This is a genomic window from Streptomyces sp. Q6 (assembly GCF_036967205.1).
Classification (GTDB): Bacteria; Actinomycetota; Actinomycetes; order Streptomycetales; family Streptomycetaceae; genus Streptomyces; species Streptomyces citrinus.
Genome location: NZ_CP146022.1, coordinates 1707712 through 1720534 on the forward strand (window position 1 = coordinate 1707712; position 12823 = coordinate 1720534).

The following is a 12823-nucleotide window of genomic DNA, read 5'->3' on the forward strand; positions in this document are numbered from 1 at the left end:
TCCCCATCATGGACTTCGCATTCGACGCGCGTACGGAGGAGTTGCGGGAGCGGCTGCTCACCTTCATGGACACGCATGTGTACCCGGCGGAGGCCGTCGCCGCCGAGCAGCGCGCGGCGCTCGGCTCGCCGTGGGAGACCCCGGCCGTGGTGGCGGAGCTGAAGGCCGAGGCCCGCAAGCAGGGCCTGTGGAACCTGTTCCTGCCGGACGCCGAGCACGGAGCCGGGCTCACCAACCTCCAGTACGCGCCGCTGGCCGAGATCACCGGCCGCAGCCCGCAGTTGGCGCCCACGGCCGTCAACTGCGGCGCCCCGGACACCGGGAACATGGAGGTGCTCGCGCAGTTCGGCACCGAGGCGCAGCGCAAGCAGTGGCTGGAGCCGCTGCTCGCCGGGGAGATCCGTTCGGCGTTCGCGATGACCGAGCCGGAGGTCGCCTCCTCCGACGCCACCAACATCACGACGCACATCGAGCGCGACGGCGACGACTACGTCATCACGGGCCGCAAGTTCTACATCTCGGGTGCCATGAACCCGGACTGCAAGATCTTCATCGTGATGGGCAAGACCGATCCGGACGGTGCGGACATCCGCCGCCAGCAGTCCATGGTCCTGGTGCCGCGCGACACCCCGGGGGTCGAGGTGCGCCGGGCGATGACGGTGTACGGCTTCGAGGATCACTGGCACGGCGGCCACGCCGAGGTCGTCTTCGACCACGCGCGCGTCCCGGTGTCGAACCTGGTCGGCGAGGAGGGCGGCGGCTTCGGTATCGCCCAGGCCCGGCTCGGCCCCGGCCGGATCCACCACTGCATGCGCCTGATCGGCATGGCCGAGCGGGCGATCGAGCTGATGTGCAAGCGGGCCGTGGCCCGTACCGCGTTCGGCAAGCCGCTGGCCCAGCAGGGTGTCGTGCAGGAGTGGATCGCCGACGCCCGGGTCGCCGTCGAGCAGTTGCGTCTGCTGGTCCTCAAGACGGCCTGGCTGATGGATACCGTGGGCAACCGCGGCGCCCACACGGAGATCCAGTCCATCAAGATCGCGACCCCGCGCACGGTCGTCGACATCATCGACAAGGCCGTGCAACTGCACGGCGCGGGCGGCGTCTCGCAGGACTTCCCCCTGGCCGAGCTGTGGGCCGGGGCGCGCACGCTCCGCCTGGCCGACGGCCCGGACGAGGTGCACCAGCGGTCGCTGGCCCGGCGGGAGCTGAAGACGTACCTCTAGAGGTCACCGGTCGGCACCCGCGGCCCCCGCTAGTACCCTCCGCCGATGGTGTGATCGGCCAGGGCGAGCCTGCGCAGGAAGCAGCGCAGACGCAGGAGTCCGCGGGACGCCGCCCGCAGCAGGCGCGGGTGGTGCGGGGCGTACGCGGCGGTCCAGAGGACGGGTACGTGGTCCATGGCCGCCAGCCTCCCGCCGCCTCGGGCGCCCGGTCCAACAGATCGTTTCGCTCGGACCCATCGATAGAATCGATGGGTGGAGATACGCCAGCTGCGCCACTTCGTGGCGGTCGTCGACGAGGGCGGTTTCACGGCCGCGGCCCGCACCGAGCTCATCGTGCAGTCCGCGCTCAGTACGTCGGTCCGGAACCTGGAGCGCGAACTGGGCGCGGAGCTGTTCGACCGGACGGGCCGCCGGGTCGTGCTCACGGAGGCCGGTCGGGCGCTGCTGCCGCAGGCGCGGCAGTTGCTGGCCGGGGCCGCCGCCGCGAAGGAGTCCGTGGCCCGGGTGACCGGGCTCGGTACGGGACGGGTGGCGATCGGCACCATCCAGACCCTGACCTGCGTGGACCTCGCGGCCGAACTCGCCGCGTTCCACCAGGAGTTGCCCGGCATCCAGGTGTCCGTGCGCGAGAGTCCCGTGGAGGAGCTGATCGAGGGGCTGCGGGCCGGCGAGCTCGATCTGGCGTTCCTCGCGCCGGATGCCCGTCAACTCCCGGACGGGCTGGCCGTGTTCGGGACCTGGCGGGAGGAGCTCGTCCTGGTGACCGCGCCGGGGCATCCGCTGGCGCGGGCGGGGCGGACCCTCATGAGCGATCTCGCGGACGAGCCGTTCGTCGACTTCAAGGCCGGTACGGGACTGGAGACGGCGGTCCGCAGGCTCGCCGCGCACTGCGGCCTGGAGCGGCGCATCACCTGTGACGTGACACAGATCGGGCTGCTCGTGGATCTCGTACGGGCCGGGATCGGCGTCGCGATCGTGCCCCGGCGGATCGGTGAGGCGGCGGGGCTGCCGTGCGTGACCATCCGGCAGCCCGAGCCGGGCCGGGCCGTCGTCCTCGCGGGGCGGGCGCCCCGGCCGCGCAATCCGGCGGCCGGGGCGCTGCTGCGCAGATTCACGGACGCAGCGCCCGCAGCAGCAGGTCCGCCAGCTGGTCGGCGAGCTGCTGAGGGGTGAGCGGCCCGTCCGGGCGGTACCAGGTCGACAGGTGGTGGACCGAGCCGAAGTGGTAGTCGACCACCAGGTCGGCCGGGGTCTCGGTGGAGAAGACGCCCGCCTTCTGGCCCTCTTCGATCAGGGCCCGGAACCGCTCGTGGTAGCGGCGCCGCTCGGCCCGTACCTGCTTGTTCTTCTCCGGGCTGAGGTGGTGCATGGAGCGGAAGAAGATCGACGCGTCGTCGAGGTTCTCGATCGTGGTGACGACGACGTCCGCCGCCGCCCCGCGCAGCCGCTGCTCGATCGGCTCGGACCCGTCGGCGAACGCGTCGAGCCGCTCCTGCTGGAGCCGCAGCACGCGCGCGTACACCTCGTGCAGGAGGTCGTCCTTCGAGCCGAAGTAGTGGTAGAGCGCGCCCTTGGTGACGCCGGCCGCCTCCACGATCTCCTGCACCGACGTGCGGTCGTAGCCCTGCTCGGCGAACAGCCGGGTGGCGGCCGCGAGGAGTCGTTGCGGGACGGGCGTGCCGTCGCCGTCCGTCGTGGTCCTGGCCACTGCCGCCACCTGCCTTTCCGATGCGTCTATGCCTGTGCCGGGGAACGCAGTTCCCGCCGGAGGATCTTCCCACTCGCCGTCTTGGGCAGCTCGCGCAGGACCTCCACCTCACGGGGGTACTTGTACGCGGCCAGGCGTTCCTTGCAGTACGCGGACAGTTCCTCGGGGCTCGCGTCGGCGCCGGGGCGCAGGCTCACGTACGCCTTGACGCTCTCGCCGCGGTACGCGTCCGGGATGCCGACGACGGCCGCCTCGCGGACCGCGGGGTGCGTGTAGAGGACGTCCTCGACCTCACGCGGCCACACCTTGAAGCCGGACGCGTTGATCATGTCCTTCTTGCGGTCGACGACGTACAGCCAGCCGTTCGCGTCCATGAAGCCGATGTCGCCGGTGCGCAGCTCGCCGTCGGGGAAGGCCTCGGCGGTGGCGTCGGGGCGGCGCCAGTAGCCGGGCACGACCTGCGGGCCGCGGACCGCGATCTCGCCCTGTTCGCCGAAGGGCACGTCGTCGCCGAGGTCGTCGACGATGCGGACGACCGAGTCGGGGCCGGGGACACCGACCGCGAGGGTGCCCGAGACCGGGTCGACGGGCGCCTCGACCCCCGGCGGCACGGACGCGCAGGGCGCGGTGCACTCGGTGAGTCCGTAGCCGTTGTGGATGTACGGGCCGAACGCGTCGCGGAACTTCTCGACCAGCGCGGGCGGCACCGGGGCGCCGCCGGAGGAGATCGACGAGAACGACGCGAAGTGCTCGCGGGTCGCCTGCGGCTGGGCGGCGAGGGCCATGAACGCGGTGGACGGGCCGACCGTGTAGGCGGGCCGGTGCTCGGCGAACGCGTCCAGGACGACGCCCGGCTCGAAGCGGTAGGCGAGGGCGAGCGTGCCCGCGTTGGCGAAGGAGGCGACGAGTTCGCAGACCATGCCGGTGATGTGGAAGAGCGGCGCGAGCGCGAAGTAGGTGGCGCCTTCGGGCAGGCCGAGGCCGGTGCGCTGGCGTTCCGCGTTGTACGTGATGTTGCCGTGCAGGTTGGTGGCGCCCTTCGGGGTGCCGCTCGTGCCGGAGGTGTAGCTGATGAGCGCGATGTCGGCGGCGGCGGGCTCCCGGTCGTCGGGGGTCTTGTGGCCCGCGCGGGCCACGCGCACGAGGTCGTCGGCGTCGGTGGCCTCTGGGGTGACCCGCGCGAAGTTCAGGACCCGCTCGTCGCCGCGCGTCTGGAGGTCGAGTTCGCAGGCGGTGAGCACGATCCGTACGGGTGAGTCGGCGGCCGTCTCGCGCAGGTACGCCTCCCAGGCCCGGTCGGAGCAGACCAGCGCGGTCACCTCGGCGTCGTGCAGGACGTGCCCGACCTCACCCGACTTGTACATCGGGTTCACGGGGACGACGACGGCGCCGGCCTTGAACGCGCCGAGCAGGGCGAGCACGAAGTGCGGCGAGTTCTGCAGCATGATCGCGACGCGGTCGCCGCGCTCCAGGCCGCGAGCGGCGAGGTGACCGGCCACGGAGTCGGAGAGGGCGTCGACCTCCGCGTAGGTCAGGCGGCCGTCGAAGTACGCGAGGGCGGTGCGGTCGGGGGCGCGGCGCACCGCGTCGGCGAAGGCGTGGACGACGGTGGGCGCGGGGTCCACCGGGGCCTTCTGCGCGTCGTTGAGGACGCCGAGCCAGGGCCGGGCCGCGTAGATCGATTCCTGGGTGGTGTCGCTCACCGGGCCGCCTCCCACTTCTGCTGGATGTGGTTCATGTTCGACAGCCAGCGGTCGGGCTGGGCGGCGCGGGCCGCGTAGTACCCGGCGACCTCGGGGTGCGGCAGGATCAGGAAGCGGTCCTCGGCGATCCCCGCGAAGAGGGCCTCGGCGACGTCCTCGGGGTCGATCGCGGTCGGCGCGAGCACCAGGTCACCGGCGGAGCCCGCCGCGGTCAGCATGTCGGTGCGCACGCCCTGCGGACAGATGGCGTGGACCTTGATCCCGCGGTGCCGGTACGTGAGCGAGAGCCACTCGGCGAAGGCGTACGCGCCGTGCTTGGTGACGCTGTACGGGGCGGCGCCGACCATGGTGAGCAGGCCCGCGGCCGAGACGGTGGAGACGAAGCGGCCGCTGCCGCGCTCCAGCCAGCCGGGGATCAGCGCGTGCGCGGCGCGGACGTGCGCCATCACGTTCACGTCCCAGGCCGCGGCCCACACCTGCTCGTCGGCGGCCTCGGTGCCGCCGGAGGCGAGGCCGGCGTTGGCGCAGTAGACGTCGACGGTGCCGCCGAGGGCGTCCCGGGCCTCCTCGATGATCGCGGAGGCGTCACCGGGGACGGCCGTGGCGCCGAGCTCGTCGGCGACGGCCTTCGCCTTGTCGGCGTCCAGGTCGTTGACGACGACGCGGGCTCCGGCGGCCGCGAATCTGCGGGCGATGGCGGCTCCGATGCCGCCCCCGGCGCCCGTGACGACGACTGACTGCCCCTGCACACTCTCCACCATCGGTCTCCTTCGACACGATTTCGGCTTCGGCTTCGGCTCTGCCCGGTTTCGGCTCGGCCCCGACCTCGCCGCAACGGCTCCGGCTGCCTCAGCAGACTAACCAGTCGGTATGTCGCCGGGGAAGAGGTTCCGGGAGGCGATCACCGCCGGGTTCGTTCCGCGACGCGGGCGGGGGCGCTAGCGTGCATGACCATGCCAGTTCCGGTGATCACGGAGGTATCTGCATGAGCGTGTCGAGACGGGTCCTGCTCGCGGCGAGCGCGGGGGCGGGTGTCGTGGGCGCACTGAGCTCGGGGGGCTCCGCGGCCGCGGCCTCCGCCCCCGAGGGGCGGCCCCTGCGGACCGGGTTCGAGCGGCTCGCGGCCGACGGGTACGCGCTGCTCGACGGCCAGAAGGTCGGCGTCGTCACCAACCCGACCGGCGTCACCCGCGACGTCCGGCACATCGTGGACGTGATGCACGGCGACGAACGCGTCGACCTGAAGGCCGTGTTCGGGCCCGAGCACGGGTTCCGCGGCACGGCGCAGGCGGGCGGTTCGGAGGGCCGCTACGACGATCCGGCGACCGGACTGCCCGTCTACGACACGTACTTGAAGAGCGGGCAGCCGCTCGCCGACATCTTCACGGCGTCCGGCGTGGACACGATCGTCTTCGACATCCAGGACGTGGGCGCCCGCTTCTACACGTACATCTGGACGCTGTACGACTGCATGGAGGCGGCGCAGCTCGCGGGCAAGAAGTTCGTGGTCCTCGACCGGCCGAACCCGGTGACGGGCCGCAACGCCTACGGTCCCGTCCTGCACAAGGAGTTCGCGACCTTCGTCGGACGCAGGGAGATCTCCCAGGCGCACGGCATGACGGTCACGGAGCTGGCCCGCCTCTTCAACGGCGAGTACCTCACGCACCCGGTCGAGCTGGCCACGGTCACGATGACGGGCTGGAAGCGGCGCGACTTCTACGACGTGTCGGCGCTGCCGTGGGTGCCGCCGAGCCCCAACATGCCCACCCCGGACACCGCGTTGGTGTACTCGGGGACCTGTCTCTTCGAGGGCACGAACCTCTCCGAGGGGCGCGGCACGACCCGCCCCTTCGAACTCCTCGGCGCCGAGGGCATCGACGCGCGCTGGGCGGCGAAGGCCAATGAACTCGCCCTGACCGGTGTGCACTTCAGGGAGGCGTACTTCGCGCCGACGTTCTCCAAGTTCCAGGGCAAGACGGTCGGCGGGGTCCAGATCCACGTCGACGACCGCGACGCCTTCGACCCGGTCCGCACCGGCATCGCCCTGCTGGTGACCGCCAAGTCGGCCTGGAGCGGCTTCGCCTGGCGTTCGGACAACTGGATCGACAAGCTCACCGGGTCGACGCAGGTGCGGACGATGATCGACGCGGGCGCGTCGACGGACGAGGTCGTGGCGGGCTGGCAGGCGGAGCTGGCCGCGTTCAGGGACGTGCGGCGCCGGTACCTCACGTACAAGTAGGCGCGAGACACCGGCGGCCGGGCTGGATTCCTCTCGATGCGCGTGGATCCGTACCGAGCCGCACCGACCCGTACCGACCCGCATCCATCCACATCGATCCGTGTCTCGATATCCGGGACGCTCGTCCCAGAATATTGACTGGACAGTACACGGACAATCAGAGTCGGCTCGTGCTCAAAGACGACTCAACCAGGGAAGACGCCTCCGCCGGCGCGGCGCGGGCTCGGCCGGACCAGCCGGAGAGCCTGCGCCGCGTGGCCGTGGCGAGTTTCATCGGGACCGCCATCGAGTTCTACGACTTCTACGTCTACGGAACGGCCGCGGCCCTCGTCCTGAACGCCGCGTTCTTCCCGAACCTCTCGTCCCTCAACGCCACTCTCGCCTCGTTCTCGACGTACGCCGTCGCGTTCGCGGCCCGCCCGATCGGCTCGCTGGTCTTCGGCCACTTCGGCGACCGGATCGGCCGCAAGTCGGTGCTGGTGGCGTCGCTGCTCCTGATGGGCCTGTCGACGGCGTGCGTCGGACTGCTGCCCGGCTACGACACGTGGGGGGTGTGGGCGCCGATCCTGCTGGTGCTGCTGCGTTTCCTTCAGGGCGTCGGGCTCGGCGGCGAGTGGGGCGGCGCGGCACTGCTCGCGGTCGAGCACGCGCCGCGCGGCAAGCGCGGCATGTTCGCGGCGTTCCCCCAACTCGGCCCGTCCGTCGGCTTCTTCGCGGCGACCGGCATCTTCTGGCTGCTCTCGGAGTCGCTGTCGGACGACGCCTTCCAGGCGTGGGGCTGGCGCATCCCGTTCCTGCTGTCCTTCCTGCTGGTCGCGGTCGGTCTGTTCGTCCGCCTGAAGATCAGCGAGACACCGGTCTTCGCCAAGGTGATGGAGGATCAGGAGGCCAGCAAGGCACCGGCGTTGGAGGTGTTCAAGCGCCACCCCAAGGAGATCCTGCTCGGCGCGGGCGGCATGATCGTCGCCTATGGCCTCTTCTACACGGCCACCACGTACTGCCTCGCCTACGGGACGAAGACGCTGGGCGTGCCACGCTCGACGATGCTCGCGGTGTCGCTCGTCGCCTGTCTGTTCCTGGCGGCCGGCACCTGGCTCGCGGCCACCCGCTCGGACGCCGGCGGCCGCCGCCGGATGGTCCTCGTGGGCTCCGGCCTCGCGGTCGTCTGGGGTCTGGCCCTGTTCCCGCTGATGGACACCGAGCAGCCCGCGCTCATCGCGCTCGCGCTCGGCGGCGCCCTGTTCTGCATGGGCGTGGTGTACGGCCCGATGGGCGCGTACCTGCCGGAGCTGTTCGGGGTGCGCGTGCGCTACTCCGGGGCCTCGTTCGCGTACAACCTGGGCGGTGTGCTGGGCGGCGCGGTGGCGCCGCTGGTGGCGACGCGACTCCAGAGCGCGTTCGGGTCGTCGTCGGTGGGCTGGTACGTGAGCGCGATGGCGGTCGTGTCGCTGCTGTGCGTGCTGGCGCTGCCGGAGACGCGGGAGCGCGAACTGGGCTGAGCCGCGCGCCATTTGGGCCCTCCGGGCGTATGGCCAACCCCCGGGCACGGCGGGACGATGCGGCACACGCTCGACGCCTACCACGGGGGTTGGCCATGGCCGCGGCACCGGAAGTCCGGGTACGTCCCTACTGGGAGCTGATGCTCGACGCCGACGGGGATCCCGAGTCCGGTCGCCGCGACCGGCTGCTGCGCGAGGTGCGCGAGCGCGGCGTGCGGGACCTGGTCGTGTTCGCGCACGGCTGGAACAACGACCGGTCGATGGCGACCCGCCTCTACGACCTCTTCTTCGCGCCGTTCCCCTCGCTGGCACCGGACGCCCACCTCGGGTACGTGGGGGTGCTGTGGCCGTCGATGCGGTTCACGGACGAACACATCCCGGACTTCGACCCGTCCGCGGTGGCGGCGCGGCCGGTGACGCCGCGCACGACGCTCGACCAGGGCACCCGGCACGCGCTCGGCGCGACGTTCCCCCACAGCGCGACGGTCGTCGACCATCTGGCGAAGCTCCTGGAGCAACAGCCGGAGCGGCGCGAGGCGTTCGACGAGTTCGGGGGTCTCGTACGGCAGCTCGTCGGCATCCGGGCGGTCGCCTTCGGCGCGGACACGACCGAGGAGGAGTCGGCGAACACGGCGCCCGCGATGCTCCAGGAGAACACCCGCGACATCTGCCTCCGGTTCGCCGACGCGCTGGAGGCGACGGCGGACGCCGCGGCGCTGCGGCTGCCCGGCGGCCTGTCCCGGGCCTGGAAGGGCGGCCACGAACTCCTGCGCCAGGCGACGTACTTCGCGATGAAGAGGCGTGCGGGCAGGGTGGGCCAGAAGGGCCTCGGCCCGGTCCTCGGCCGTCTCGCGGCCGAGGCGCCGGACGTGCGCGTGCACCTGGTGGGGCACAGCTTCGGCGCGCGCCTCGTGTCGTTCGCCCTCGCCGGTCTGCCGGACACCGCCCGCAACGTGCGGTCCGTGACACTCCTCCAGGGAGCCTTCTCGCACTACGCGTTCGCCGAGCGCGGCGCGCTCAAGGGGCGACAGCGGCGAATCCAGGGCCCGTTGGTGGCGTGCTATTCGCGCTTCGACACCGCGCTCGGCACGATGTACCCGCTGGCGTCCCGGCTGGCCGGTGACGACGCGGGCGCCCTCGACCTCGGCGTCCGCTGGGGCGCCCTGGGCTTCGACGGCATCCAGGACGTACCGGGCTCGGTCCGCTCCACCCTGGCCGGCGTGCTGCGGGACGGGGTGCCGCACGCGGGGTGCGTGAGCGTCGACGCGGCGTCCGTGGTCCGCCACGGGCCCCCGCCGTCGGGGGCCCACAGCGACATCTGCCACGAGGAACTGGCCCGGATCGTGCTCGGAGCGGGACGGGTGACCCCGTAGGGACGGCCCGCCCCGCCCTGGTGCGCTACCGGTGGCTGGGGAACTCCACCACCTGCTGATACGTCGGCCGGTTCTGCCACTGCATCGACCGGTGGGTGATCCCGCCGAGCGCCCGGTGGACGATGGTGTCCGCGCACCACTGGTCGCCCGCCTTGCAGGTGTCGTCCCCGGGGTAGACCTCCGTGGCCGGCTTCGCGACGGCTTCGGTCAGCGAGGCGAGCAGCGTGTCGCGGCACGCGGAGAGGTCGCCCGCACCGCAGTACCGTGCCCCGAGCTCACCGCGGACCGGCTGTCCGAGCACCGCCCGCAGATCCTTGTCGACGTAGCCCCACCAGCCGTACTGGAACGCCGACCCGGCGTGCGAGCCGGTCGGGCCGTGCCCGGCGGACGGCGCCTCGTCGACGCTCAGCTGACCGGTGAGCGCCGTGTACAGGCCGGTCCCGAGTCCCGGCTCGAACTCGGCTTTCACGAGCAGCGGCCACCAGGCGTCCATGATGCGTACGGCGTCCGGGTGCGCGTAGGTCTTCGACCCGGCCGACGTCTGGTTGCGCTGCGCCCCGGCCTTGCGCCAGGCCTCCAGCTGCTCGACCGCCTTGGCGAGTTGCGGGTCGTCGACGGGCTTGCTGCGGATGACCTTGAGGATCTCCGGGAGCACCTGCTCGCCGCGCAGGTCCGTCACCGCCGCTTCCTCCATGGCCTGGGTGAGCGAGGCCCGGGTGACCCCGCCCTCGGCCGTGAGCTTCTTGACGCGGTCGTCGAGGAGGTTGCCGCGATGGACCGCGCCCAGGCTGAAGTTGGCCGCGGTGAAGCCCTTGGCCTGTTTGTTGTTCCAGGAGATGTAGTAGTCCTGGTTCGTGGAGTTCGGGTGCTCGGCCGCGGGCGTGTAGGCCGCCGTGTTGTCGGCCGGATCGAAGTCCCGCCACTCATAGGCCTGTTCGCCCTTGACCGGCAGCGACATGTCGACGTCCGTCGCCCGTACCGGGTTGGAGCCGCTGTTGTAGTACGCGATGTCGCGCGAGTCGGCGTAGAACCAGTTGAAGGCGTAGCTGATGTGCTGTGCCGCCTTCTTGAACGACGAGGCGTCCGTGACGTACGACGGGTCGTTCAGCATCTGGAAGCCGATGATGGAGTCGGCCTCGTGCCGGTACGTGGAGCGCAGCGCCGTGTACGCGACCGGTTCGCCGTCGACCGTGGCGCGGTGGGTGACGATGCCGTACTTCGTGCGGAAGACCTGCATCCGGTAGGAGCCCGCGGCCGTGGAGTCGGCGACGGTGGGCTTCCACGCGTTCGTCCGCTCCATCTTCTCCATGGGAGTGCAGGTGCCTCGGTACAGGTACGACGTGGACCGCTTCGTCGGGGCTCCGCCGCCGGGCTCGCACAGCTGGACCGCGTACGTGTCGGTGATGTCCTGCCCCGCCGAGGTCGCCGACCAGGCGTAGTCCTGGCCGCGGCCCAGCTGGATGTACATGCCGACGCCGGCGAAGGAGACGCCGCGCGCGCTGATGCCGGGCCCTTGCAGCTCCTGCATCATCAGGAGCTGGGGCGCGAAGTAGCCGGTCTGCGGGCCGAACACGGCGACCGGGTGGCCGGACGCGGTGTGCGCGCCGGAGACGAGGAGGGCGTTCGACATGCCCTTCTTGGAGGCCGTGTCCGTGAAGAGGTCGGAGGGGAGCACCCCGTCGTCGTACATGCCCTGGAGCGGCTTGAGCCGCGACGGCGCCTCGACCGGGGCCTTCTTCCCGGTGACCGCGGAGCCGGTGCGGTCGTACACGAGGGGTTCGCGCTCGACCGATCCCCGGTCGGGCAGCGCCCGGCCGCGCGCGTCCTTCGGCTTGGTGCCGTAGGGGAAGCTCGTGCCGTCGTGGACGGTGGTGACGGCCTCGGGGTCGTCGCGGCCGCGGAACGACTCCCAGACCTGGGTGCCCTTCTCGACGCCGTACTTCTCCTGGGACGCGAGGAGCGAGAGGGCCGCGTCGACCTCTCCCCCGCCGCCGTTGCCGAAGAGTCCGCCCACCACCGATGCGAGGGCGATCATGTCGGTCACCTTGAACGGCTGGATCTCGCCCACGTTCGTGATCGCGTCGATCTTGCCGGTGAGGACGTACTCGCCCGGGAAGTAGCGGCCGTTCTTGGACTTCACGCGGTAGGCGTTGAGGCCGTCGATGTAGGCCTGCGCGTCCTCCATGGCCTGCTTGCCGCGGGCCCCGCCGGACGTCCTGATGTAGTCGACCTGCTTCTGGAGATCCTCCTCGGTGTACGGGGCCTGCGGCCAGAACTCCTGCTCGAGTCCCTGGTTCGCGAGGGCGCCGCCGGCGAAGGACGTCAGCTCGCCGCGGCCGATGTGCCGGAACAGGTCGATCAGCCAGAGGCGGTCCTGACCTGCGGCGTAGCCGGCGCCGAACTCGGTTCCGTAGCGCGTGGAACCTTTGATGTGGGGTACGCCGTTCTTCTTGTCACGGGTGATCGTCACATCGTCGCGGGGGCGGGTGACGGAGCCCACCGCATCGTCGGGGACGCCGAAGGAGGAGTCGTTGAAGAATTTCGTGAGTGTGTCGTCCGTGAGTGAGGGATACCCGGACGACAGCGCGTCGTAGGGACCGAGCTGGTCGTCGGCGTGTGCGGGCTGGGTACCGAACAGCTTGTTGCCGAGGATCTCGGCGAGGGTGGCGCTGCCGTTCGCACCGGGCGGCAGGATGTCCGCGCACTGCCCCTCGCAGTGGTCGGACACGGGTACGGGTACGGGATCGTCGGCGGCCGTGGCCGTCGACAGCGGAGAAAGCAGTCCGGCGGTGAGCAACAGGGCCGCCGTGGCCGTAAGTCTCCTGTGCAGGGTGGTTCGTGGGATGCGTCGTCGCATGCCTGGTCCTCCCGACGATGGTGAGCCGGAGGTTACCGGCGGTTATCGAACGACAGAAGATGAACATGCGTCACGTTTTCGGAATCACCACAGGGAACACTCAGGGACTCCCCGGCCTCAGAAGAGTCCGGTAATGACCCCCATCGGAAATCGGATGGGACCGACCGGCCTTCTGAGGGATCCGAATCGCGTGTCGATACGTCTACTCGGCAACGTCGCTT

The 12823-nt window shown here is 71.1% G+C and carries 10 protein-coding genes; 5 read left to right on the forward strand and 5 right to left on the reverse strand.

Annotation, left to right across the window (positions count from 1 at the left end; genetic code table 11):
- The first annotated feature begins 8 nt into the window (after positions 1 to 8).
- Positions 9 to 1223: an acyl-CoA dehydrogenase family protein gene (locus V2W30_RS08030; protein ID WP_338694819.1), complete on the forward strand. Its 1215-nt coding sequence runs from the start codon at positions 9 to 11 to the stop codon at positions 1221 to 1223.
- 29 nt (positions 1224 to 1252) lie between these two features.
- Here the strand turns inward: V2W30_RS08030 and V2W30_RS08035 are convergent, their stop codons facing one another.
- The gene (locus V2W30_RS08035; RefSeq protein ID WP_338694822.1) at positions 1253 to 1399 is read right to left on the reverse strand and encodes a hypothetical protein; all 147 of its coding nucleotides are present in this window, start codon (positions 1397 to 1399) and stop codon (positions 1253 to 1255) included.
- A gap of 76 nt (positions 1400 to 1475) precedes the next feature.
- Between V2W30_RS08035 and V2W30_RS08040 the strand changes: the two genes are divergently transcribed.
- Positions 1476 to 2396 carry a LysR family transcriptional regulator gene (locus tag V2W30_RS08040; RefSeq protein WP_338694823.1) on the forward strand — a complete coding sequence of 307 codons (921 nt, stop codon included), beginning with the start codon at positions 1476 to 1478 and terminating at the stop codon, positions 2394 to 2396.
- Here the strand turns inward: V2W30_RS08040 and V2W30_RS08045 are convergent.
- Genes V2W30_RS08045 through V2W30_RS08055 form a run of 3 tightly spaced genes read right to left on the reverse strand, consistent with a single transcriptional unit; the run spans position 2335 to position 5395 of the window.
- On the reverse strand, positions 2335 to 2940 hold the full coding sequence (locus tag V2W30_RS08045; RefSeq protein WP_338694824.1) for a TetR/AcrR family transcriptional regulator: 606 nt from the start codon (positions 2938 to 2940) through the stop codon (positions 2335 to 2337). The two genes, V2W30_RS08040 and V2W30_RS08045, sit on opposite strands and share 62 nt — an antisense overlap.
- A 17-nt stretch (positions 2941 to 2957) precedes the next feature.
- A complete protein-coding gene (locus tag V2W30_RS08050) occupies positions 2958 to 4649 on the reverse strand; it encodes a class I adenylate-forming enzyme family protein (protein ID WP_425244503.1) in 1692 nt (563 codons plus the stop codon).
- Complete coding sequence (locus V2W30_RS08055; RefSeq protein ID WP_338694828.1) at positions 4631 to 5395, reverse strand: SDR family oxidoreductase; 765 nt, start codon at positions 5393 to 5395, stop codon at positions 4631 to 4633. Before V2W30_RS08055 ends, V2W30_RS08050 begins: the two co-directional genes overlap by 19 nt.
- 224 nt (positions 5396 to 5619) lie before the next feature.
- Between V2W30_RS08055 and V2W30_RS08060 the strand changes: the two genes are divergently transcribed.
- The 3 genes from V2W30_RS08060 (at position 5620) to V2W30_RS08070 (ending at position 9745) form a co-directional block, all read left to right on the forward strand.
- The gene (locus tag V2W30_RS08060; protein WP_338694830.1) at positions 5620 to 6873 is read left to right on the forward strand and encodes a DUF1343 domain-containing protein; all 1254 of its coding nucleotides are present in this window, start codon (positions 5620 to 5622) and stop codon (positions 6871 to 6873) included.
- Between the two features lie 170 nt (positions 6874 to 7043).
- Complete coding sequence (locus V2W30_RS08065) at positions 7044 to 8372, forward strand: MFS transporter (protein WP_425244504.1); 1329 nt, start codon at positions 7044 to 7046, stop codon at positions 8370 to 8372.
- Between the two features lie 95 nt (positions 8373 to 8467).
- On the forward strand, positions 8468 to 9745 hold the full coding sequence (locus V2W30_RS08070; protein WP_338694832.1) for a serine-threonine protein kinase: 1278 nt from the start codon (positions 8468 to 8470) through the stop codon (positions 9743 to 9745).
- Between the two features lie 25 nt (positions 9746 to 9770).
- On the opposite strand, the gene V2W30_RS08075 is transcribed toward V2W30_RS08070, so the two are convergent.
- Entirely contained in the window at positions 9771 to 12602 is a 2832-nt protein-coding gene (locus tag V2W30_RS08075) for a penicillin acylase family protein (protein ID WP_338694834.1), read from the reverse strand.
- Positions 12603 to 12823: the final 221 nt, after the last annotated feature.